The 21,654-nt window shown below is 67.8% G+C and carries 24 protein-coding genes; 12 read left to right on the forward strand and 12 right to left on the reverse strand.

Annotation, left to right across the window (positions count from 1 at the left end):
* Positions 1–43: 43 nt before the first annotated feature.
* The 6 genes from QSJ19_RS09260 to QSJ19_RS09285 all read right to left on the reverse strand — a co-directional run bounded on the left by QSJ19_RS09260 (position 44) and on the right by QSJ19_RS09285 (position 5,390).
* Entirely contained in the window at positions 44–442 is a 399-nt protein-coding gene (locus tag QSJ19_RS09260; RefSeq protein WP_286319846.1) for a GntR family transcriptional regulator, read from the reverse strand.
* Complete coding sequence (locus tag QSJ19_RS09265) at positions 439–1,665, reverse strand: arginine deiminase (RefSeq protein ID WP_286319847.1); 1,227 nt, start codon at positions 1,663–1,665, stop codon at positions 439–441. The genes QSJ19_RS09260 and QSJ19_RS09265 overlap by 4 nt, the downstream gene beginning before the upstream one ends.
* A gap of 50 nt (positions 1,666–1,715) precedes the next feature.
* On the reverse strand, positions 1,716–2,939 hold the full coding sequence (locus tag QSJ19_RS09270; protein WP_286319848.1) for an MFS transporter: 1,224 nt from the start codon (positions 2,937–2,939) through the stop codon (positions 1,716–1,718).
* 103 nt (positions 2,940–3,042) lie between these two features.
* Positions 3,043–3,975, reverse strand: coding sequence for a patatin-like phospholipase family protein (locus QSJ19_RS09275; RefSeq protein WP_286319849.1), 933 nt, complete (start codon positions 3,973–3,975; stop codon positions 3,043–3,045).
* A gap of 31 nt (positions 3,976–4,006) precedes the next feature.
* Entirely contained in the window at positions 4,007–4,453 is a 447-nt protein-coding gene (gene soxR / locus QSJ19_RS09280) for a redox-sensitive transcriptional activator SoxR (RefSeq protein WP_286319851.1), read from the reverse strand.
* A 76-nt stretch (positions 4,454–4,529) separates the two neighbouring features.
* Positions 4,530–5,390 carry a universal stress protein gene (locus tag QSJ19_RS09285; RefSeq protein WP_286319852.1) on the reverse strand — a complete coding sequence of 287 codons (861 nt, stop codon included), beginning with the start codon at positions 5,388–5,390 and terminating at the stop codon, positions 4,530–4,532.
* Positions 5,391–5,552: 162 nt separating this feature from the next.
* On the opposite strand from QSJ19_RS09285, the gene QSJ19_RS09290 reads away from it, so the two are divergent.
* Positions 5,553–5,900: a hypothetical protein gene (locus tag QSJ19_RS09290; RefSeq protein WP_286319853.1), complete on the forward strand. Its 348-nt coding sequence runs from the start codon at positions 5,553–5,555 to the stop codon at positions 5,898–5,900.
* Here QSJ19_RS09290 and QSJ19_RS09295 read toward each other — a convergent pair.
* Positions 5,879–6,130, reverse strand: a complete 252-nt coding sequence (locus QSJ19_RS09295) for a type B 50S ribosomal protein L31 (protein ID WP_286319854.1) — start codon at positions 6,128–6,130, stop codon at positions 5,879–5,881. The two genes, QSJ19_RS09290 and QSJ19_RS09295, sit on opposite strands and share 22 nt — an antisense overlap.
* The gene (gene mrf / locus QSJ19_RS09300) at positions 6,127–7,524 is read right to left on the reverse strand and encodes a ribosome hibernation factor-recruiting GTPase MRF (protein WP_286319856.1); all 1,398 of its coding nucleotides are present in this window, start codon (positions 7,522–7,524) and stop codon (positions 6,127–6,129) included. The genes QSJ19_RS09295 and mrf overlap by 4 nt, the downstream gene beginning before the upstream one ends.
* A 118-nt stretch (positions 7,525–7,642) precedes the next feature.
* Between mrf and rpmB the strand changes: the two genes are divergently transcribed.
* The 4 genes from rpmB to rpsR are packed head-to-tail and all read left to right on the forward strand — an operon-like array spanning position 7,643 to position 8,621.
* Positions 7,643–7,879, forward strand: coding sequence for a 50S ribosomal protein L28 (gene rpmB / locus QSJ19_RS09305; RefSeq protein ID WP_286319857.1), 237 nt, complete (start codon positions 7,643–7,645; stop codon positions 7,877–7,879).
* Positions 7,879–8,043, forward strand: a complete 165-nt coding sequence (rpmG, locus tag QSJ19_RS09310; RefSeq protein ID WP_286319858.1) for a 50S ribosomal protein L33 — start codon at positions 7,879–7,881, stop codon at positions 8,041–8,043. The genes rpmB and rpmG overlap by 1 nt, the downstream gene beginning before the upstream one ends.
* Entirely contained in the window at positions 8,043–8,348 is a 306-nt protein-coding gene (rpsN, locus tag QSJ19_RS09315; RefSeq protein ID WP_286319859.1) for a 30S ribosomal protein S14, read from the forward strand. The genes rpmG and rpsN overlap by 1 nt, the downstream gene beginning before the upstream one ends.
* A 9-nt stretch (positions 8,349–8,357) precedes the next feature.
* Complete coding sequence (rpsR, locus tag QSJ19_RS09320) at positions 8,358–8,621, forward strand: 30S ribosomal protein S18 (protein WP_286319860.1); 264 nt, start codon at positions 8,358–8,360, stop codon at positions 8,619–8,621.
* Between the two features lie 34 nt (positions 8,622–8,655).
* Here rpsR and QSJ19_RS09325 read toward each other — a convergent pair whose 3' ends face one another.
* Positions 8,656–10,461 (reverse strand): cation:proton antiporter, encoded by a 1,806-nt coding sequence (locus QSJ19_RS09325; RefSeq protein ID WP_286319861.1) that lies wholly within the window; start codon positions 10,459–10,461, stop codon positions 8,656–8,658.
* A 215-nt stretch (positions 10,462–10,676) separates the two neighbouring features.
* On the opposite strand from QSJ19_RS09325, the gene QSJ19_RS09330 reads away from it, so the two are divergent.
* The 4 genes from QSJ19_RS09330 (at position 10,677) to QSJ19_RS09345 (ending at position 14,911) form a co-directional block, all read left to right on the forward strand.
* Entirely contained in the window at positions 10,677–11,693 is a 1,017-nt protein-coding gene (locus tag QSJ19_RS09330; protein ID WP_286319863.1) for an AurF N-oxygenase family protein, read from the forward strand.
* A 56-nt stretch (positions 11,694–11,749) separates the two neighbouring features.
* A complete protein-coding gene (locus QSJ19_RS09335; RefSeq protein WP_286319865.1) occupies positions 11,750–13,288 on the forward strand; it encodes a 4Fe-4S binding protein in 1,539 nt (512 codons plus the stop codon).
* Positions 13,289–13,418: 130 nt separating this feature from the next.
* Positions 13,419–13,916, forward strand: coding sequence for a hypothetical protein (locus QSJ19_RS09340; RefSeq protein WP_286319867.1), 498 nt, complete (start codon positions 13,419–13,421; stop codon positions 13,914–13,916).
* Between the two features lie 188 nt (positions 13,917–14,104).
* Complete coding sequence (locus QSJ19_RS09345) at positions 14,105–14,911, forward strand: maleylpyruvate isomerase N-terminal domain-containing protein (protein ID WP_502876122.1); 807 nt, start codon at positions 14,105–14,107, stop codon at positions 14,909–14,911.
* On the opposite strand, the gene QSJ19_RS09350 is transcribed toward QSJ19_RS09345, so the two are convergent.
* Complete coding sequence (locus tag QSJ19_RS09350) at positions 14,912–15,526, reverse strand: helix-turn-helix domain-containing protein (RefSeq protein ID WP_286319870.1); 615 nt, start codon at positions 15,524–15,526, stop codon at positions 14,912–14,914. It lies immediately after the preceding gene.
* 19 nt (positions 15,527–15,545) lie between these two features.
* Between QSJ19_RS09350 and QSJ19_RS09355 the strand changes: the two genes are divergently transcribed.
* Entirely contained in the window at positions 15,546–16,289 is a 744-nt protein-coding gene (locus QSJ19_RS09355) for an AzlC family ABC transporter permease (protein ID WP_286319871.1), read from the forward strand.
* Positions 16,286–16,606, forward strand: coding sequence for an AzlD domain-containing protein (locus QSJ19_RS09360; RefSeq protein ID WP_286319872.1), 321 nt, complete (start codon positions 16,286–16,288; stop codon positions 16,604–16,606). The genes QSJ19_RS09355 and QSJ19_RS09360 overlap by 4 nt, the downstream gene beginning before the upstream one ends.
* A gap of 21 nt (positions 16,607–16,627) precedes the next feature.
* Here the strand turns inward: QSJ19_RS09360 and QSJ19_RS09365 are convergent, their stop codons facing one another.
* Positions 16,628–18,091 carry a DEAD/DEAH box helicase gene (locus QSJ19_RS09365; RefSeq protein WP_286319874.1) on the reverse strand — a complete coding sequence of 488 codons (1,464 nt, stop codon included), beginning with the start codon at positions 18,089–18,091 and terminating at the stop codon, positions 16,628–16,630.
* Between the two features lie 489 nt (positions 18,092–18,580).
* On the opposite strand from QSJ19_RS09365, the gene QSJ19_RS09370 reads away from it, so the two are divergent.
* Positions 18,581–19,075 (forward strand): FBP domain-containing protein, encoded by a 495-nt coding sequence (locus QSJ19_RS09370; protein ID WP_286319875.1) that lies wholly within the window; start codon positions 18,581–18,583, stop codon positions 19,073–19,075.
* A 39-nt stretch (positions 19,076–19,114) separates the two neighbouring features.
* On the opposite strand, the gene QSJ19_RS09375 is transcribed toward QSJ19_RS09370, so the two are convergent.
* Positions 19,115–20,884, reverse strand: a complete 1,770-nt coding sequence (locus tag QSJ19_RS09375) for a putative bifunctional diguanylate cyclase/phosphodiesterase (RefSeq protein WP_286319876.1) — start codon at positions 20,882–20,884, stop codon at positions 19,115–19,117.
* Positions 20,885–21,654: the final 770 nt, after the last annotated feature.

Here is a 21,654-nt window from a genome sequence, read left to right on the forward strand (position 1 = left end):
TTCTGTTGTCACCAGTTCACACAATCAAAGGTTGGTACAAGTCTCAACTCGAGCGTGTGGCCTGTGCCACCATTGTGACGATCGTGGCGTCGTCGATACCCAGTTCACGCAGGGCTTTCACGTGCTCGAGCGTCAACCGCTGCGCCGTGTCCCGGGTCGTGTCGGCGCCCGCCTTCACGAACGATCCATGCCGCCCGCGGGTCTCGATGATGCCCGCAGCCTCGAGTTCGCGGTAACTGCGCGCCACGGTGTTCGCGGCGAGGTCGAGGTCGGCGGCCAGTCTGCGGACGGTCGGGATGCGTGCGCCGACCATGAGGTCACCGCGACCGATCAGCTCGATGACGCCCGCGCGCACCTGCTCGAACGGTGGCGCGGCACCGTCTGCGTCGATCCGCAACAGCGCGGCCAGATCGACGGGCTCCACCGAGAGTCCGCCGCTCACAGTTCGTCCCGGGCAAGCGGGCACGACATGCAGCGTGGACCGCCGCGGCCCGATCCGAGTTCGCGGCCCTCGATCTCGAGGACCTCGATCCCCGAGTCCCGCAGCCGCTGGTTCGTCTCGACGTTGCGGTTGTAGGAGACGACCACGCCGGGCGACAGCGCCAGGGTGTTGTTGCCGTCGTCCCACTGCTCACGCTCGGCGGTGATCGGGTCGAGCCCGGTGTCGATGACCCGGAGTTTCTCGATCTCCATCGCCTCCGCCGCCGCCTCCACGAACGGTCGTGAACCGGTGATCTCGACGCTCGCTCCGGTGTGGCGCAACGTGAACGCCGACATGGACTCGGCGATGTTCGGATACATGACCACGGCGTCGACGTCGACCATCGTGCACACCGTGTCCAGATGCATGAACGCCCGTGCCTGCTCGATCGGCACGGCCAGCACCGTGTGCGCGAGGCCGTCGTCGAAGAGGCTGCGCGCCAACGCTTCCGCGCCGGCCGGAGTGGTTCGCTCCCCCACCCCCACCGCGACGACCCCGGGAGCGAGCAGCAGCACGTCGCCCCCCTCGACCGGCGCCACCTGCGACTCGTAGGCGCGCCGCGCGCCGATGAATCGCGGGTGATGGGCGTAGATGAGATCGGTCAGCGACGTCTCCCGGACCCGAGCCGGCAGCGCGAGCGAGGTGATCGCGAAGCGTGGCCCGATCCAGAACGAGCTGTCGCGGGTGAACAGCAGATTCGGGAGCGGCTCGATGGCGAACTCGGGGCCGTGGTGCATGCGTCGGACGAGCGACTGGGTGGCGGCCGCGGGCGTCACCGGGAGTTCGTCGAATGTCATCCCTGCAGTCAGCACGTGGGCGAGTTCGGGCGCGGGCAGCCCGCGGAGGTGACTTGCGAGGTCGTCGGCGAGATGGGTGCCCAGCCGACGTGAGCTGACGGCCGCGGCGATGCCCTGGATGCGAGCGGCCCCACTGTGCTGGATCGTCTGGGTCAGCAGGTCTCCGAGCAGGAACACGTCGACCCCGCGCGAGCGGAGCACCTCGGCGAACTCGTCGTGCTCCTCCTGCGCGCGGGCCACCCACGGCAATCCGTCGAACAGCAACTGATCGTTGTTACGAGGGGTCAGGCGGCGCAACTCGTCGCCCGGCCGGTGCAGCATCACCGCACGCAGTCTGCCCACCTCGGACGTCGACCCCAGCGTGTAGTCGGCTGCCGCGCTGCTCATGGGACCACGTTAATTCGTCGGCGGCCATCTGACCGGCTGACCGAGAGACGTCAGCCGTCCGTGTCGCGCTCCACCTCGGTGAGATGCGGTCCGGCACCGACGACGGCCGGTGCGGTCTCCGCCGCGAGCAGCCACAGGACGAACGCGACCGCGGTCACCGCGCCGGTGAGCACGAAGGCAGGTCCGAAACCTGCTTTGTCGGCGACGAATCCGACGACGATCGGTCCGCTGACCGCGCCGAGGTCCGACGACATCCCGTAGGCGGCGAGAGCCGAGCCACCCTGCCGCCGATTGCCCAGGACGTCGGCCAGGGCCGCCTGATGGGTCGGGGCGAACAGTCCCGAACCGATTCCCGCGGCAAGGCAGAGCGCCAGCGCCAGCGCGAGATTCGGCGCGAAACCAAGGGCCCCGGTGGCGACTGCCGCGACGGCGAGACCGGGCAGCATCACCGGCCGTCGGCCGAAGGTGTCCGACAGACGTCCCGCGACGACGATCGCGGCGACGTTACCGACGGCGAAGACGGCCAGCGCCACCCCCGACATCGCGGCCCCCTCGTCGAGGCCGTCGGTGATGAACAGCGGTACGACCGCGACCCGCACGCCCATCGAGGACCAGCCCTGCACGAAGTTCGACGACAGGATCGCGCGGTAGGTGCTGTCGCGCAGAGCGGCCCGGAAGTCCAGCACACCGACCGTGACAGCCTGGCTCGGATCGGGACGTCCCCCGTGATCGCGCAGTTGCGTGGCGACCACGATCGAGGCGATGACGAGGGCGATCGAATAGACGACGAACGGCATCCGCAGCCCGTACTGGACCAAGGCACTACCGATCAGCGGACCGGAGATGCTGCCGATCAGGAAGCCGGCGGAGAAGTACCCGGACACACGGCCACGGATGTCGCCGGGCGACATACGGATCAGCAGTGCCATCGCGGACACGGTGAACATCGTCGAGCCGACACCACCGGCAGCACGGAACAGCAGCAGTTGCCAGTATCCCTGCGCGAAGGCGCAGGCGAAGGTGCTGCCGGCGACGATGAGCAGACCGATGAGGTAGATCCGCCGTTCACCGAACACGGTGACGAGCCGGCCGGTCGCCGGCGCGAAGAGCAACCGCATCACCGCGAACGCCGACACCACCGCGGAGGCCGCGGTGAAGCTCACATCGAAGCTGCGGGCGAAGGCGGGCAGCGCGGGCGCGATGAGGCCGTAGCCGAGTGCGATGACGACGTTGGCGGCCAGCAGCACCCAGATCCCGCGGGGAATCTGTCTCACCGCGTCACGACTCCCGCGGCCTCGATGCACGCGAAGTGGAACCTCGTGGCGTGAATCCTCACAGGGTGCATCCTCACAGGGTGCATCCTCAGAGCGTGAGATCTCATTGGCCCGGCTCGGGCAAGTCGTCGAGGGCGTCGGCGGTGAGCGAACGTCCGAGGGCGATCATCTCCGACGCCTTGTGGAAGTCCAGGGTCCGCACCGAGCGGCGCGGCACGCGGATGAGGATGTCCGGCGGATATCCGGCCACCTGATAGCGCGTGAGCGCCTCCTGCATGATGTCGAGCGACCGGCTGAGCACCTCGATTCGACCCATCCGAAGGCTGTCGCCACCGGCCGGCTGTGGTTGGTCGGTTCCGGCCAGTTCGAGCCCGAAGCGATCCCGCACAGACCGCACGAACTCGCTGTCGAGGATCGGGGCCACGTTGCGCCGGAGCAGCCCTTTGGCCTTCGGTTCACGGGTCACCCCTTGCTCGGGGCCGCCGTCGGTGCCGAGCACGACACCGATGGTCACATCACTGGTCACCGCCGATGTCGGCGCGACCGGGAGCGGATCCAGGATGCCGCCGTCACCGAGAAGACGCCCGTCGAGTTCGTGCGGGCTGATCACGCCGGGGATCGCGATCGACGCACGGATCGCATCGACGAGCCCGCCACGCTGGAACCAGACCGCGCGTCCGGCGTTCAGGTCGGTCGCGACCGCCGTGAACGGGGTGTCGAGATCCTCGATCCGGGTGTCCCCCAAGATCTCCCGCACGCGGGTCAGGATGCGCTCGGCGCCGATGACACCGGGTTTCGACAGCGAGACGTCCATCAGACGCACCACGTCGAGCTGCGTCAGTCCGCTGGTCCACTCGACATACTCGTCGAGTTTGCCCGCGCAATGCAGGCCGCCGACGAGGGCACCCATCGACGACCCGGCGACGGTGACGACCTCGAATCCGCGATCGGCGAGCTCCGCGATCACCCCGATGTGGGCGTAGCCACGTGCCCCGCCGCTGCCGAGGGCGAGCGCAACACGGGTGGGTCGGGCCATGGACCGATGCTATCGACCGGCTCGACCGGGCTCAGTCCCGCATCAGCCGTCGCGGCCCTGGACCGAGTTTGTTCATCTCGTCACCGGGATTGAGCAGATGGCATTCACCGAGCGACAGACACCCGCATCCCACGCAGGAGCCGATCATGTCGCGCATGTTCTCCAGCAGGGCGATCCGGTTGTTGATGTCGTCGATCCAGCGCTTGGACGCGGACTCCCACAGCGACTTCGGCGGCGACTCGCTGTGTCCGAGTTCGGAGAGGACATCGGCGATGACGGCCAGCGGGATCCCCGCGGCCTGCGACGCGCGGATGAACGCGACGCGCCGCAGCATCGCGCGGTGATACCGACGCTGGTTGCCCGAGGTGCGGCGACTGAAGATCAGCCCCTGGTCCTCGTAGAACCGCACCGCCGACGGCGCGATACCGGCACGCTGGGCCAGCTCCCCCACCGAGAGTTCGAGCTTCCTGAGCGTCACACGACCATGCTAGGTGACCTCAAGTGAACTTGAAGTCACTGGACCCTGAGGATCGAGCGTGCGAGCGTCACGAAGGTCAGCTCCGGACGACCATCACCGGGCGGTCCGCCTGATGCAGGATCTTCTGGCTCGTGGAGCCGAGCAGGAGACCCTTGAATCCCCCGCGTCCACGACTGCCGACGACGATCAGCTGGGCGCCATCGTCCGCGGCGTCGAGCACTGCCTTCGCCGGCTCCTCGGGGATCACCACACGCTCGACGACGACGTCGGGATAGTCGGCCGTGTAGCCGGCGAGACGCTCCGCGACCGCCTCGACCGCGTCCTGCGACATCCGGGCGATCTCGTCGGGATCGATGCCGTATCCGTGCAGCGCGTCGACGTCGAGCGGGGTCCAGGTGTGCACGGCCACCAGTGTGGCGTTGCGCAGCGATGCCTGGCGGAAAGCCTCGGCGACCGCCGCATCACTGACCGGCGAGTCGTCGACGCCGACGACGACCGCACCGTCTCCGCCGGCGCCCGCGACGACCACGACACGACCGTGGAAGTGGGCGGCCACGCTCGTACTGACCGAACCGAGGAACAACCCCTTGATCGACCCGAGGCCGCGCGTGCCGAGGACGATCGTGCCCGCGTCCTTTCCGAGTTCGAGCAGGGCACGGGCGGCGTCACCCTCGACGAGGGTCGTCTGCACCGACACCCCGGGCGCTGCCTCCTTGGCGAGTTCGGCGGCCGCATGGACGGCGTCGGTCGCATCCTGCTTGATCGCATCGACGACATCCTGCGGGATGATCAGTCCCGGCGCGTAGTTGCTGGTGCTGATGTCGTACACGCCGACCAGTTTCAGGTCGACGTTCTCGATGGTCGCGGCCGTGGCCGCCCATCGCACAGCCGCATTCGACGCATCCGACCCATCCACGCCGACGAGAATCGCGCTCATGTCCGGTCTCAACTCCTCACTCGATATGCCTCACAGGACCTTCATCTCCCATCCTGCCCCGCCGACGGCCAAGCGGCAATGAGGAGAAAGTCCCCGGTCACAGCCGATTTCGCACAGGGTAGGGTGGAGTCGAGGTGAACGATCATCGAACACGAAGCGGATATGACCACTCCCGACAAGCCCCCCGGCAGCACCGACGAACTGCGTCAATCCGTCCTACATGGCGCTGTGACAATAGGTTTCGCGCTGGCCGCACTCATCGTGGCCTGGGCCTCCGACGACGGGTTGCGCACGACACTGATCGTCGCGGCGCCGATCATCATGCTCGTCGGCGCACTTGCCGCCCTGTGGCGTACCTATCGGTGCTGGCGGTCCGGCGGCCGGTGGCAGATCTGGCAGGGCGCCTCATGGTTCATGCTCGCGATGTTCATCGTGTTCCTGTTCGGCACCGGACCGGCCCCTGCTGACCTGACGACCGTCGTCGGCGGTCAGCGGTTGAGATGCGGGTAGCGCCTGCGGAATTTCTCGACCCGGCCGGCGACGTCACTGATGCGGGCGACGCCGGTGTAGAACGGGTGCGATTCGCTGGTCACGTCGACCGTGATGCGCGCATAGCGCTGCCCGTCGGACCATTCGACGACGTCCGACGATGTCGCGGCCGACCGCGTGAGGAACTCTGCGCCGGTCGATGCGTCGCGGATCACCACGGGATGATAGTCGGGGTGGATGTCACGCTTCATGCTCGTCCCTCTCGATTGTCGGCCCGATCCTCGGACCGGTGGTCGGTGATGCCGCCACTGATCTCCGCGATCGGCAGTGCGTCGACACCCACTCCGGTCTCGAGGTCCTTGCAGGGATCGCTGTGGAACTGTCCGAACGGATCCTCGAAGGTGGACCAGAACTCCTGACCGGCAGCGACTTCGACGTCGTTGAGGCATGCTGCACGCAACGCGTCCCGGATGTCGTCGGCGTCGGCCCGATGTGTGAGGACCACCAGCGAGGTGTGACGATCGCCTGCGCTCTCGTCCCACCGCAGCGCGCCCATCGCGCGCCGTTCGGGGTCGGTCCGCGTCAGCTCGGCCTCGTTCATCGCAGCGAGCCATCGGCCACCGGGCGCGACACGTAGCCCGCCCCCGGCTGATTCCAGCCAGAGCGCCTCGTCGGGCTGGGTCGCCAGCCACAGTCGACCCCGCGAACACACCACTCCGTCGAGCAGCACGTCGATCGCGTCGTGCAGCCGCGTGGGATGCAATGGAATGTCGGAGTGGAACTCCACCCAGCTCACACCGCAATCCGGCTGCAGCGGGGGCTGGTCGGAGAGCAGTGGGTCGTGGGGGCCGTCGACACGTCCACGGCGCGCGGTCGGCCCGACCGCGGCGAGCAGGCGTTCGAGCAGCGCCGGCCCGACCTGCCGTTGCGGGAGTTCCATCATGATCGGAGCCTGGGGCGCAAGCCGTTTCAGGACGGCGGCCAGGCGTGCGGACTCCCACGCGTCGCGCGTCGCCGGGTCACAGCCGGCGACGACGAGCGCATCCGCGAAAGACACCTGCGCGACGGCCACCTGAGCCAGCGTGCGGTCGTCGTCGACCTGCTCGAAACCCGCCTCGGCGAGCGTGAGGTCCCCGGTGGCCGCATCGAGCCACTCGTGTTCTGTCACGCAAGAGATGGTCGCCTCGATGCGGACGTCGCGCGATGCCGGACCATCGACGAATCCGGGCATGTCGGCCACCAGCACCTGCTCGATCGCCCAGCTGATGCGTTCCGGTTCGAGGATGGGGTCGAGCGTCAGCACGATCCGGCGTACTGCCGACTGCCGATGCAGTCGACGCAGCAGTGGCAGCAGATCCTCGCGCAGTGTGCACGAGACACATCCGTGCGCGAGCTCGACGCCGACGCGCCGCTCCCGACGACTCCCGTCCGGATCGAGCCAGCTCATGCGGCGCGTGACGCGGCCATCGGCGACATGCGTCAGATCGTGGTGGATCTGCATCGTGCCCGAGCCCTCGCCGGCCTCGAGTGCGTCCGCGGTGCGGGTCACCGCCGCCGGGTCGAGACCCGTCACCAGGATGATCGGCGTCCGATCGTCCTGCCCCGCAGCGCCGGTCGATGGATTCGCCGCTCGTTGGTCCGTCACGGTCCGCCTTTCCCTGTTATTGGCAACAATTTCCATTTACTGGCCTCTGACGGTACCGTGACCGAGGCGTTAACGCCAATCGTTTCCAATAAGCACGAGAGGTCGAGGAGGACCCACCATGTCCCCACGGTGCCAGGTCACCGGACGCGAGCCCGGATTCGGCAAGCAGGTGTCGCACTCGCACCGGCGTACATCGCGTCGGTGGAATCCGAACATCCAGCGCCGTCGGTACTACGTGCCCGGGGAGGGTCGGTGCGTCACCCTGCGCGTGAGTGCCAAGGGCATCGCGACCATCGACAAGCACGGCATCGAATCGGTCCTCGCGACGATCCGAGCCCGCGGAGAGAGGATCTGATGGCGCGCAACGAGATCCGGCCGATTGTCAAACTCCGGTCGACGGCCGGCACGGGCTACACCTACGTCACCCGCAAGAATCGGCGCAATGACCCCGACCGGATGGTCCTCCGCAAGTACGACCCGGTCGCACGCAAGCACGTCGATTTCCGAGAGGATCGCTGATGGCCAAGAAGTCCAAGATCGCCCGCAACGAGCAGCGCCGGGTGGTCGTCGCCCGGTACGCCGAGATCCGCGCTGAGCTCAAACGAATCATCGCCGCACCCGCGTCGACGCAGGAGCAACGGGCCACCGCGCAACGTCGATTGCAGCGGCTACCGCGCGATTCGAGTCCGACGCGCCTGCGCAACCGGGACGCCGTCGACGGACGTCCGCGCGGATACATCGGCAAAGCAGGGTTGTCGCGCGTGCGGTTCCGCGAACTCGCCCACCGCGGCGAGTTGCCCGGTATCCACAAGTCGAGTTGGTGAGGAGCCCCGATGAACCGCAAATCCACCCGCCGCCGTTCACCTGAGCCGACCAAGAAGACTCGAAACCTGTTGTCGGCGTCCGGGGTCCGGGTGAGCGCCGCGAGCCCCGTCGACTACAAGGACGTGGCGCTGCTGCGTCAGTTCCTCTCGGACAAAGGCCGTATCCGCAGTCGGCGGGTCACCGGCCTGACGCCACAGCAGCAGCGGCAGGTCGCCACCGCGATCCGCAACGCCCGCGAGATGGCGCTGCTGCCCTACGACTCACGCCGCTGAGCGCAGGCCGCGATCGTGTCTGTGGCCCGGGGGGTCAGTCGTCGACCCGAAGATCGAGGCTGATCTCCTCGGCATCGAGCTGGGCGAGTTCCTGCGTGAGCAGGGCCGAGTGATATGTGCCGTTGTCACGCATCCTGAGCAGCGTCTCCCGCTGAGCCGTGATGGTCGCGCGACGCACCTCCTCGAACGCGGAACGATAGGCGAGGTTGATGCCGGTGGCGCTGCCGTCCTCCTCGGCCTGCTCCTCCATGCGTTCGATCCGTTCGCGCACCCACGGATACCGGGCCGCGAGATCGGAGCCGGCGAGCACGTCCTGAGCGGTACGGCTCAGTTCGGCGCGCAGCCGATCGTGTTCGGCGGCACGGTCGTCGGTCACGTCGACCAGTCGCAGCGAGCGGATCAACCATCCGAGTGTCCCGCCCTGGACGATCAGTGATGCGGCCGCCACCACGAACGCGATGAGCACCAGCAGTGCGCGCGACGGGGTGTCGTCGGGGAGGGTCTGGGCGGCGGCCAGCGTGACGACGCCGCGCATACCGGCCCAGACGATGATCGTCCCCTCCTTGGGCCCCATCGGCGCTGCGGTGTAGTAGTCGATGTCGGCGATGGCACGAGTGACCCGTCCCTGGATACGTTGCGCCGCTGCCGGGTTCGCGGCGAACGCCTCGGTGGAGATGTGCGGCTCGGCGTCCGGATCGCCACGCTTGCGACCCGGGCGCGGCCGCAACCGCAGTCGACGGGGCGGCCGATGGTCGGCGGTGCCCGACGGTGTGTCGGGCACCTTCTGCACCTTCTCGGCGATCTTCGCGTCCATGTTCTTCAGGTAAGGCCGCATCGCGGTGCCCCGCCGCGCGATCCGGTCGAGCCACCAGATCAGCGGCGTCACGTAGATCGCGCGCACGACAATGGTGATCGCCAGCGCTGCCAGGCCGATCCAGAGGGCGGTGGTCACGCCGCCGTGCTCGTTGCGCACCGCCTCGATGAGCCCCGAGAGTTCGAGCCCCATCAGCAGGAAGACGCCACCCTCGAGGAGGAACTCGACGGTCCGCCAGTTCTGTGTGTCGGACAGGCGATGCTGCGGCGAGAGGTGCTTCACCGCGCCGGCACCGGTGATCAGGCCGGCGGTCACCGCGGCCACCAGCCCCGACGCGCCCAGTTCCTCCGCCGGCAGGTAGGCGAGATACGGCACGGTGAACGAGATCGCAGTGTTGACCGTGGCGTCGGGTAGCCGCCGGCGCACCCACAGGTTGCACCAGCCGACCACCGCGCCGAGGAGAACCGCACCCACGACCGCCCACACGAAGCTCAGGGCGACCACTCCGAACGAGATGCCCGCGGCGGTCGCGGCGACGGCGGCGCGGAGCAACACCAGTGCGGTCGCATCGTTCAGCAGACTCTCGCCCTCGAGGACGGCGATGACCCGGCCCGGCACCCCGAGCCGCTTGGCAATCGACGTCGCCACCGCATCCGTCGGCGACACGATCGCACCGAGCGCGATGCCAGTGGCCAGGCTGATGTCCGGCAGCACCCAGTGGAAGAACACCCCGAGGACGACCGCGCTGACCAGTACGAGCGCCACCGACAGCGCACTGATCGCTGTGAAGTCGCGCCGGAAGTCCATCGTCGGCATCGAGACCGCCGCCGAGTAGAGCAGCGGTGGCAGCACCCCGATCAGAATCCACTCGGGGTCGATGTCGATGTCCGGCACGAACGGCAGGATGCCGATCAGCGCACCGGCGACGACCAGCAACAACGGCGGTGCGATACGGATACGCGGACCCAGCACATGGGCCGCCGCGACACCGAGGACGGCGAGGATCACGAGGAGGATTTTCTCCATGCCGACCATCCTGACGCACGCGTCGCCGTCGCGGCCCGGCACGCGGTGCCATCGTGGATTGTGACATTGAGTGTTGACAAATGATCGACCGCCGACTTACGTTCGTGACAACACCAGGGCGTCGTCGGAGCGTCGTCGGATCACCCCCCGCAGATCACCTCCGACAGACCGCCCGGTACCGCCCGCACCTCCGCCGACGAGAAGGTCAGCCGATCATGACGAACGCACTCGAACGCACCGGACACGCCTATGTCCCCGAGCACGCGAAGTCCACGACCGACGACGACTACACCCAGGTCCTCGACGACCTGTCCGCCGCGTCGGTGCACCGCAACTTCGATCCGTACGTCGACATCGACTGGGACGCGCCACACATGGCGATCACCGAGGACGATCCGCGGTGGATTCTGTCCTACGAGGTCGACCCCATCGGCCGTCACCCCTGGTATCAGCAGCTTCCCCAGGCCAAGCAGATCGAGATCGGGATGTGGCGACAGGCCAATGTGGCCAAGGTCGGACTCCAGTTCGAGTCGATCCTCATCCGCGGGCTGATGCAATACAGCTTCAAGCTACCCAACGGCGCCAAGGAATTCCGGTACACGACGCACGAATCGAAAGAGGAGTGCAATCACACCCTGATGTTCCAGGAGTTCGTCAACCGAACCGGGATGGACGTTCCCGGCGCGAAGGTCGGCTATCGCCTGATCTCGCCGTTCGTCCCGCTCGCGTCGACCCTGTTCCCGACCATCTTCTTCTTCGGTGTCCTCGGCGGCGAGGAGCCCATCGACCACATCCAGAAGGACTTCCTCCGGACCCGCGCGAGCCTGCACCCGACGATGGCCGCGGTCATGCAGTTGCACGTGGCCGAGGAAGCCCGCCACATCTCGTTCGCGCATCACCTCCTGCGGGAGACCGTCCCGCGCAAGGGTCGCTTCCAGCGCTTCCTGCTCTCGCTCATGTTCCCTCTCACCATGCGCATCCTGTGTGGCGCGATCGTCGTGCCGCCGAAGAGCTTCCAGAAGCGTTTCGACGTCCCGGACGAGGTGATGCGCGACATCTTCTGGCGCTCGGACGAGTCGAAGAAGTTCTTGCGCAACGTGTTCGGTGACGTCCGCATGCTGGGTGACCAGTGCGGTCTGATGAACCCCCTCTCACGCGTGCTGTGGAAGATCCTCGGCATCGGCGGCCGCCCGTCGCGGTTCCGGAGCGAACCGACCTACACCGCCGCCTGATCGACCACCGTCCGCCCCGGTCGGTCGCTCCTCCTCGTCACATCGGATCGAAGAACATGCCCCACGTAGTCACGCAGGCGTGCTGCGGCGACGCCTCGTGCGTCTACGCGTGCCCGGTCAACTGCATCCATCCCACACCGGAAGAACCCGGCTTCGGCACCTCGGAGATGCTGTACATCGACCCGTCGACGTGCGTCGACTGTGGCGCGTGTGTCAGTGCGTGCCCCGTCGGCGCGATCGTGCCCGGCCACCGTCTCGACGAGCAGCAGGCGCGATTCGCCGACATCAACGCCGCACACTTCGACGTCACCGCCACCGGTGCCGCCGCACGGTTCCCGGTCGACCCGGCACACCGACTCCCGTTGGCGCCCATCGACAATCCCCGCAGGCTCGCGGTGAACGAGACCCTCTCGGTCGGCATCATCGGCTCGGGGCCGTCGGCCATGTACGCCGCCGATGACCTGCTCCGCCACCCGCAGGTGACGGTCACGATCTATGAGCGTCTGCGGCGGCCGTTCGGACTCGCGCGCTACGGGGTCGCGCCCGATCACCTCGCCACCCGCTCGGTGATGCGACTCTTCGACGACATCGCCGGCCACCCCCGATGCGACATCCGGCTGGGTGTCCGCATCGGCCGCGACGTGACACTCGACGAGGTGCGTGCTCGGCATCAGGCGGTGATCTGGGCGGGCGGCGCTCCGACGGATCGTCGGCTCGACGTCGACAATGCCACCGCACCAGGCGTTCTCAGCGCCACCGCGTTCGTCGGCTGGTACAACGATCATCCCGACCATGACCGCCTGTCCGTCGACCTCGGGACCGAACGCGCCGTCGTCATCGGCAACGGCAACGTCGCACTCGACGTCGCCCGGATCCTCACCACCGATCCGGATGCGCTCGCCACCACCACGATCTCGCGGCACGCACTGGCCGAGCTACGACGCTCCCGCATCGGCGAGGTCGTCGTACTGGGTCGTCGTGGTCCCGTCCACGCGGCCTTCACGCTTCCCGAACTCGTCGGTCTGGTCGACCATGGCTCGAACGTCGTGGTCGATCCCGCCGATCTCGAATCCGCCGCCGAGATGGTCATCGACGACCCGACCACCCGGGCCAAGCTCGACCTCCTCGGCGAGGTCGCCGCGCGGACCCCGGCCGACGGACCGCGCATCCGACTGGCCTTCCACCGCTCCCCCGCGGCGATCCGCGTCGACGAGTCCGGCCGGGCCGACGGTGTCGTCGTCGACCGCACTCGTGTCGGGGAATCCGGGGCGATGGAGCCCACCGGCATCACCGAGACCATCGACGCGTCGCTCGTACTCACCTCGATCGGGTACCGCGGCGTCGCCGTGCCCGGGCTGCCGTTCGACGACACACGCGGAGTCATCCCCCATGACGCCGGCCGCGTCCTCGACGACGAGACGGCGATCCCCGGCCTGTATGTGACCGGCTGGATCAAGCGCGGGCCGTCGGGCTTCATCGGCACCAACAAGACCGACTCCGCCGAGACCGTCGCGTCGCTGCTGACCGATTTCGAGGGCGGCCTCCTCCCCGCCCAGCGCGCCCGGCGACGCCGCGTGCTCGACCGTCTCGGCTGAGCTGTTCCCACGCACCCCGAATCTCGAACACCATTGTTGTTTCGAACCATGGTGGTGTTCGAGAGGAGGGGTGTGTGACCGCAGGGGCGCGGCGTCGTCGATCGACGTCACGGCACCGTAGATTGACGCCATGGCACCCCACTACGAGCGCACGACCGTCGCAACCGATCTGGACGATCTGCCGACCGACATGCGGGCGGCGCTCGGCGCCTACGGCCTCGCCCACCAGCTCTCGCTCGACGATGCGCTCCCGGCGTGGTCCACACGCAGTGTGAATCCGCCATCGACGACCATGATGGGCAAGCTGTTTCGGCGTCGCGCCAATCCCACCGATCCGGATTCGGAGCATCAGACCGTCGTCATCGTGCACCCCTCGCATGTGATCGTGGTGATCTCCGGCTCCGAACGCGGGGTGACCGTGTTGTCGACGCCGCTCGCGATCGCATCGATCACCGACGGTCCGACCATCGGTGGTGTCGGGTCCGGCGAGACGGGTTTCACGATCACCGGACTACCCGGCGATGCGGGCTGGCCCGGCAGCTTCTACGTCGGCCTCGGCCCCGAACCGGCAGGACGGGACTGCGCCGAGGCGGTACGCGCTGCCGTGGTCGCAGCGAAGAATCGGTGACTACGGCCGTAGGCTGGCCCACCCTGGGACGACCGATCCGCTGTCGCGATTCCACTGACACGGGAAATGCCCCCGTTGACAATCGAATACAGCGAAGTGCATCAGGGAACAGTTCAGTCACGATCACCCCCACCGGCACCGTAAGCGGGGTTATCCTGAGGCCTCGCCATTCTGGGGGGTGACCACGGGTGAGGACCATGTTCTCTCGGTTCGACTACATCGATGCCGCACGAGCCACCGGCGGCGCGTTCGCCGACCTCGTGCGCAGTGTCGACGAGCCGGAGACCCGGCTACGACACACGCCGGGATGGACGGTCACCGACTGCCTGGGTCACGTCGCCTGCGCCCCGTCGCGCTATCTGGCGCTCGCCCGCGGGGAGGGTAGCTGGGCCCACCGCGCCACCGATGTTCCCGACCTCAACGCCAAGCAGATCGCCAATCTCACGACCCGCGACGTCTCGCTGCTCACCGACCGGCTCCTCGAGGACCTCGACACCCTGCTGGACACTGTGTTTCACTTCGGCGCCTGCGTCCCGATGATGGACTTCGACGGGGACACGCGCGTCCGTTCGGACGCCGCACTCGGCATCCTCATCGGCGAGTTCGTCGTCCACGGTCACGACATCGCCCACGTGATAGGCACTCCATGGGAGATCGACCCCGAGGTCGCTGCGCTCATCGCCCGTGGACGCCACCAGATCCTGCCGGCGTGGGTCGACGACGCCACATGCGGACATCACACGGCGACCTACGACATCCGGCTCAGGGGTTGCTCGGAGCGATTCGTCTACGAGTTCACCGACGGCCACCTGGAGATCGACCCCGACCGGCCGCGCCCCGCCGACGTCCACATCAGCGCCGATCCTGTCGTCGCCCTGTTCGCCTCGTACGGCCGGATGTCACCGACGTGGGCGATGCTGACCGGCCGCGCGTTCGCCTGGGGTCCTCGCCCGTGGCTGGCCACCTCGCTCAACCGTCGGTTTGTCCCGGCCTGATCACGTCGACTCACTGATCATCACGGCCACCGTGCCCGGTTCCAGCGCGGCGAAGACATGCTCCACGTCACCGGCATACGACACGTAGTCACCGGGGGCGAGCTCGACCTCGGAGCCCGTCGGCCCGACATTCGCCCGACCCGCGCTCAGGACCACCAATTCGACGACCCCACGAGCGTGCGGTGCCGAGATCCGCGCCTCACCGGGTTCCGCGCGGATCAGGTACATGTCGCGACGGGTTCCGGGGCGAGCGGTCGACAACAGGGTCGCCGAATAGTCGGCGGCCGCGGCCGGGATCACCGGACCGTCACCGAAGCGGATCACCTCGACAGGTTGGACCGGGGCGTCCAGGAAGGCGGAGAACTGCACGCCGAGCGCCGTCGACAGCGCCCATAGTGTCTCGACGCTGGGGTTGCCCTCCCCTGATTCCAGTTGCGAGAGAGTCGATTTGCCGACACCGGCGCGACGGGCGAGTTCACCGATCGACAGTCCCGCCCGGGTCCGCTCACGCTTGAGCGCGGCCGCGACGACCTGCTTCGGGTTGATCGGCGCGGCGCCGCCGGACAAATCGTTCGGTTCGCCGGACGATCGGCCATCTTGACGAACATTGTCCATGGTGTTCATCATAGTGGTCATGCGTTCCATCTGGAGAACACTCGACGTCGCGACCGTTCGCGCCGTGCTGGTGATGAGCGTGTCGGTGCTGGTCATCGGCGCGTCCTACGGGGTCGCCGCGCACACCGCCGGATTGGTGTGGTGGCAGATCCTGGTCATCGCCACCGTGGTGTTGGCCGGTTCGTCGGAGTTCGTGTTCGTCGGCATCATCGCCGCAGGCGGGGCACCGATCGTGGCCGCGCTGGCGGGCCTACTGGTGAACACCCGCAACTTCGGGTACGGGCTGTCGGTCGGACGACATCTCGGGCGGGGTCTGCCACGCGCGATCGGTGCACATCTCATCAACGACGAGACCGCCGTGATGGCGGCCGCAGAACGTGATCCGCGTCGAGCCCGCGCGGCGTTCTTCCTGTGTGGACTCGGCGTGCTCATCACTTGGCCACTCGGGTCCATGCTCGGAGCAGCGATCGGGGAAGTCGTCGCGAGCCCGGAGGCGCTGGGGCTGGATGCCGCGTTCCCGGCGCTGCTCGCCGCATTGGCGATCCCGGCACTGCGCGACCGCAGAACGCTGACCGCGGCGGTCGTCGGCGGCGCGATCGCGGTCGCGGCGTCGCCGTTCCTGCCGGCGGGTCTGCCGATCCTGATGGCGCTGCTGGGGCTGGTCGTGGTCGAGGCGATCCGTCGCCGGACGGCCGGAGACGATCTCAACCCCGGCGAACCGGGCAGGCGTGCCGACGATGCCGTGTTGGAGCACGCCCGATGACCGGCACCGGCCTGCTCATCGGGGTGGCGATCCTCGCCGTCGGCACCTACCTGATCCGCTTCGCCGGACCCGCGCTGCGTAGCCGGTACGAGGTCAGCCCGCAGGCAGCGGCGCTGATGGACCGGGCGGCCATCGTGCTGCTGGTGGGTGTCGCCGCGACCGGCGCACTGTATGACGGTTCCGACTTCGTCGGCTGGGCCCGACCGGCCGGAGTGGCCGTCGGTGTCGTCGCGGCACTGTTCAAGGCGCCGCTGGTGGTCGTCGTCGTCCTGGCGGCCGGCGCCGCAGCGGGGCTGCGCGCGCTCGGCGTGGCCTAGAAACCGGCGGACGTCAGGAGGTCAGCGTCTCGCCGCAGCGACGCCGTGGCCCGAGCGCTGCGCACCCTGACCGCGTCGGCGCTGCTGCCCCGACGGGCGGCGCCCGCGTGACGCCGAGTCGCCGGCGTGGGACTGACCTCCGCCCGAGCGACCGGCAGATGCGGTACGGCTGCCGCTGTGACGGCGACCCGACGAGTCGCCGCGTGCTCCGCCGGACTGGCCGCGCTGGCCGCCGGTGCGAGCGCCCGGTCGGCCGTCACGACGCGGCTTCGACGATCCGGAGCGGGCCGGAGCCGCGACCGGCTTGGGCTGGGGGGCGACGAACTCGGCACGGGGACCGACGAGGGTGTCGACCTCGGCCGACGATGCGTCGACGCGCGTGGGCGCCACCTTGATGTTCGCCTTGCGGAGCAGACCGGACAGGTCGCGGCGCTGGTCGGGCAGGCAGACGGTGACCACGTCACCGCTGCTGCCGGCGCGCGCGGTGCGCCCCGAGCGATGCAGGTAGGCCTTGTGCTCGGCCGGCGGATCGACGTGGACGACGAGTTCGACGCCGTCGACGTGGACGCCACGGGCCGCGACGTCGGTGGCGACCAGCACGCGCACGCCCTCTCCGCCGAATGCCTTCAGGTTCCGGTCACGCTGCGCCTGGCTGAGGTTGCCGTGCAGGTCGACGGCCGGGATCCCGGTGTCGGTGAGCTTCTTGGCCAGCTTCTTGGCCTGATGCTTGGTGCGGGTGAACAGGATGCGACGACCCTGCCCCGACGCGAGTTCCTGGACGAGTGCGTTCTTGTCGCCCGGGGAGACCTCGAACACGTGATGGGTCATCTGCACCGGGGCAGACGTCTCCTCGGTCGAGTGCACGGTCGGCTTGTCGAGGAAGCGCTTGGCGACCTTGTCGACCCCGTTGTCGAGGGTGGCGGTGAACAGCATGCGCTGCCCGTCGGCGGGGGTGGCCGCGAGAATGCGCGTCACGCCGGGGAGGAAGCCGAGATCGGCCATGTGATCGGCCTCGTCGAGCACGGTGATCTCGATGTCGCCGAGCTTGACGATGCCCTGACGGATCAGGTCCTCGAGTCGTCCGGGGCATGCGACGACGATGTCCACGCCCCGGCGGAAGGCCTCTTCCTGACGGCTCTGCTTCACGCCACCGAACACGGTGGTCACAGTGAGATCCATGGCACGGGCCAGCGGCGTGACGACGGCCGCGATCTGTGTCGCGAGTTCCCGCGTCGGCGCGAGGACGAGCCCCGTCGGCAGGGCCGGGCGACGAGTGACACCCATTTCGGCCAGCCCGGCGACGAGAGGGAGGGCGAATGCCAGCGTCTTTCCGGACCCGGTCTTGCCGGAACCGATCACGTCATTGCCGGCGAGGGTGTCGCCCAGGGTTTCCGTCTGGATGCGGAAGGGTTCGGTCTTGCCTTCGGCGGCAAGGACTTTCACGAGCTCGGCGGGCACGCCGAGGGAAGCGAATGTAGTGGACAAGGTCCGTTCTCTCTGTTGTGGACGCGCGCAACAGCACAGGGCTCTGGCACGGTCTCGGTGGCGAAGGCGCGTCTGTCGCGCATTCGTTCGCCGTATGAAGTCGATGATCAGGCGCTGAATGGGCTGGCCTGTCGAAGAAGCGTTCTACGACGCGTTGACGCCCAGCAAGTGGTGCGTCAATTGACTCCACGGTACGTGAGGTCGGGCCGGGGGGCCAAATCATGGTGACCAGCGTCATGTCGGCGGAACGACAACGTCCCACGACACGGTCGCGGGTGACTGCGAAACCACGTTGACACGCGTGTGCCCGCGCGGGAGCATGCCTACCGTGAGCTTTGTCGAGTCGTCGCCCGCAGGGCGTGGGGAGGTTGTCCGCGTCGTGCACGCCGACAACTGAGCATCCCGCCCCGACAGACGCGAGTCCCGCCCCCGCGCGGCCGCGTCGGTCGAGACGTACCCTGCCCACGACGACCCGATTGGTCACCTCTCATGCAGTCCCTCACCGAATCACAGATCCGCGCGTCCTTCGTCAATACGACGGTCCGCGAACGCAAGTCTGTTGCCCTGCCCTCCGGATTCGACCGAATCCGATGGGAGGACAACGATTTCCTCGGCTGGCGCGATCCGAAGCTTCCCCTTGCCGGATACATGGTCATCCCCACCGATGACAGACCCGTCGGCATCATGCTGCGTCTTGGCGGACGCCAGCCACGGGCCCGTCCCCAGTGCTCGTTCTGTCAGGATGTCCAGTTGCCCAACGAGGTCGCGTTCTACAGCGCGAAGATCGCCGGCGCCGCGGGCCGCAAGGGCAACACCGTCGGCACACTCATCTGCTCGGGATTCGAATGTTCGGCGAACGTCCGGGTGCGCCCATCAGCGATCTTCGCCGGTGACGACCCCGAGGCCGTCCGACAGTCGCGGATCGCCGTGCTGCGCGATCACCTCGGTGGTTTCGCCCAGCGCGTGCTCGGTCACGGGTCCTGACGACGGGTTCGGGCGACCGGTCGACGAGGGCATGGCAACTCAGTGGATGTTGGCCAATCGCTGGGGAAATGCGTAGAAATATCCTTGCGCGAAGTCGCAGCCGACACGTTCGATGGCCGCGGCCTGTCGGGAGGTCTCCACGCCCTCGGCGACGACCTGCACACCGGTCGCGTGCGCCGTCGCGACGATGCCGGAGAGCACGATCTCCGCGCGGTCCCCGTCGTCGAGGGCGTCGACGAAGGACTTGTCCGTCTTGATGATGCTGATCGGAAGCCGATAGAACTCGCTCAACGTGGAAGCGCCCGTTCCGAAGTCGTCGATCGCGACCTGACATCCGAGCGCCCGGACCGCGGCCAAGGTGGCCACGACACCGTCGTGGTCCGCGGCCGCGAGGACGCGTTCAGTGATCTCGATGCACAGTCGTCCGGGTGCGAGACCGGTCTCGGCAAGGGTCATCTCGAGTCGCGCCATGAAATGCCGCTCGGCCAGTTCACGCCGGGAGAAGTTCAGGCACAGGGTGAGTTCGGCGGTGCCGTCGTGCCGGATGAACTCGCGCACCGCCTGATCCAACACATGGGCACCGAGGAGTTCGATGAGGTCGCTGCGGTCCGCGACGGCGAGGAACTCGCTGGGTGAGATGAGCCCCAGTTCGGGGTGGCGCCACCGCATAAGCGCCTCGAGAGCGACGGGTTGATGGCCGCGTTTGACGTCGACGATCGGCTGGTAGTCGAAGTAAACCTGCGCCGGGTCGGAGTCGATCGTCTCCCGCAGTTCCCGTTCGATCCGCTGTCGGCGTTGCAGATCCAGTCGATGCTGCGGTCGGAATCGCACGTAGGGACGGCCTCGCGACGTCGTCTTCGCCTGATACAGGGCGATGTCGGCGTCACGGAGAAGATCGGTGGGCGTCGGCCGGACGTCACCGAATCGTGCGACGGCCACCCCGACGCTCACGCTGATCCGTTCGCTGTGGGTGGTCAGTTCGATAGGGACACCGACCGCCTCGTGGATGTGGGAGACGAGGTCGTCCACGCGGGTCGCGTGGTCCTTGTGGACGAGTTGGACGATCACGTACTCGTCACCACCGAGCCGGCCGATGGCCGAGTCCTTCCCCATGGCCTCGCGGAGGCGGTTGCCGATCTCGGTCAGGATCTCGTCGCCGATCATGTGTCCGAGGGCGTCGTTCACGAGCTTGAAATCGTCGAGGTCCAGGTAGTGGACGACGACGCAGTCCTCGAGGGCCTCGAGACGGTCGGAGTAGGTCTCGATGGCCCGGATGATGCCCGCACGACTCAGCAGACCGGTCAGCTGATCGTGATACGCCTCCCACTCGTACTGGTTGGCCTCCCATTCGAGGCGCGATGTCTCCCGATGGCGATCGGTGATGTCGTCCATCGACACGACGACGGCACGCTCCTCGCCGTCGCCGATCGCGCGGCAACTGCAGGAGATCCAGCGGCGACCCGCCGGGGCGACGACGGTCGCCATGTGGTCGTCGGTGGCCACGCCCGTACGTAGGCAGGCCCCGATCGGCGACTCCTCCTGGGTGGAGAAATCGAGGGTGAGGTCCGTGAGTCGGAGTCCCGCGACCGCGTCGTCGGCGAGATCGAGGAGCGCCAGCGCGGCGGGGTTCACGAGTTCGACCACCCCGTCGCGGCCGACGACGATCACTGCACGCTCGAGCGAGTCGAAGATGGCCCGCATCCGCTCGACGAGGCGACGCTGACGGTCGATCTCCGACACGTCGCCCGGAGCTCCGATCGGCGTCACCGCAGAAATGGCGTCGTCGTCGACGCGGTCACCGTCGGTCATCGCCACCTTCCTTGCCGTCTGTCGGTCCATACCCGTCGGTCGGTCGCCGAACATTCGCGACGGTAATCGAAACTCACGTGCCGTGACCCCGAAGAGAGAACATCGTCCATAGATCGTGGACGCCGCACGCGGCCGATTCAGCCGTTTGACGAAAAAGAAGCGCAGGTCACAGTCGTGTCGGCTGGGCAGACGACAGGGCTTGGCCGGGACCACGGTTGTCTGCTAGTGGCCGTGCTCGCAGGCCGGCGCTGCAGGATTTCGCTCCCGCACAGATCGATGTGGCCCACCTCAGGCGTCTTCCCACAACCCCTATTTCCGCGGCCAATGGCATCTGGGCGCCATCACCTCTGATCCGAAGCAGTTCGGCAAGGGCCTCGTCGACGCAGACGCCTGGGCCGAGAATCCCGCACGTGCCGCTGGCAGCCTCGTTCCCGATGCGCTCCTGACGGTCCTCGGCGGCGGCGTGGGCGGGGTGGGGCGCCGAACCGTTGTTGACACTCTCGAGACCGGCGCCGAGAAGCGTGTTGTGGAGAGCGCCGTCGAAGAGACCGGTCGCAACGCCCTTCCGATGAAGTACAAGGACGCCCTGACTCCTCTCGGAACCACCAACTGTTGGCCGCTGGGTCGACGTCGAACTGGTGACGCTCGACGCGAATGGGTTGTTCATCCGAGAGTCGGCCCTTGCCCCACGTCTTGGTCAGCGAGGTTCCGGTCAGACGTGGGGCGTTCTCGACATCGAACAGGAAACTGAGGGCGCGCATCGTCGATTC

It is taken from the genome of Gordonia sp. ABSL11-1 (genome assembly GCF_030315685.1).
In the GTDB taxonomy this organism is placed as follows: domain Bacteria; phylum Actinomycetota; class Actinomycetes; order Mycobacteriales; family Mycobacteriaceae; genus Gordonia.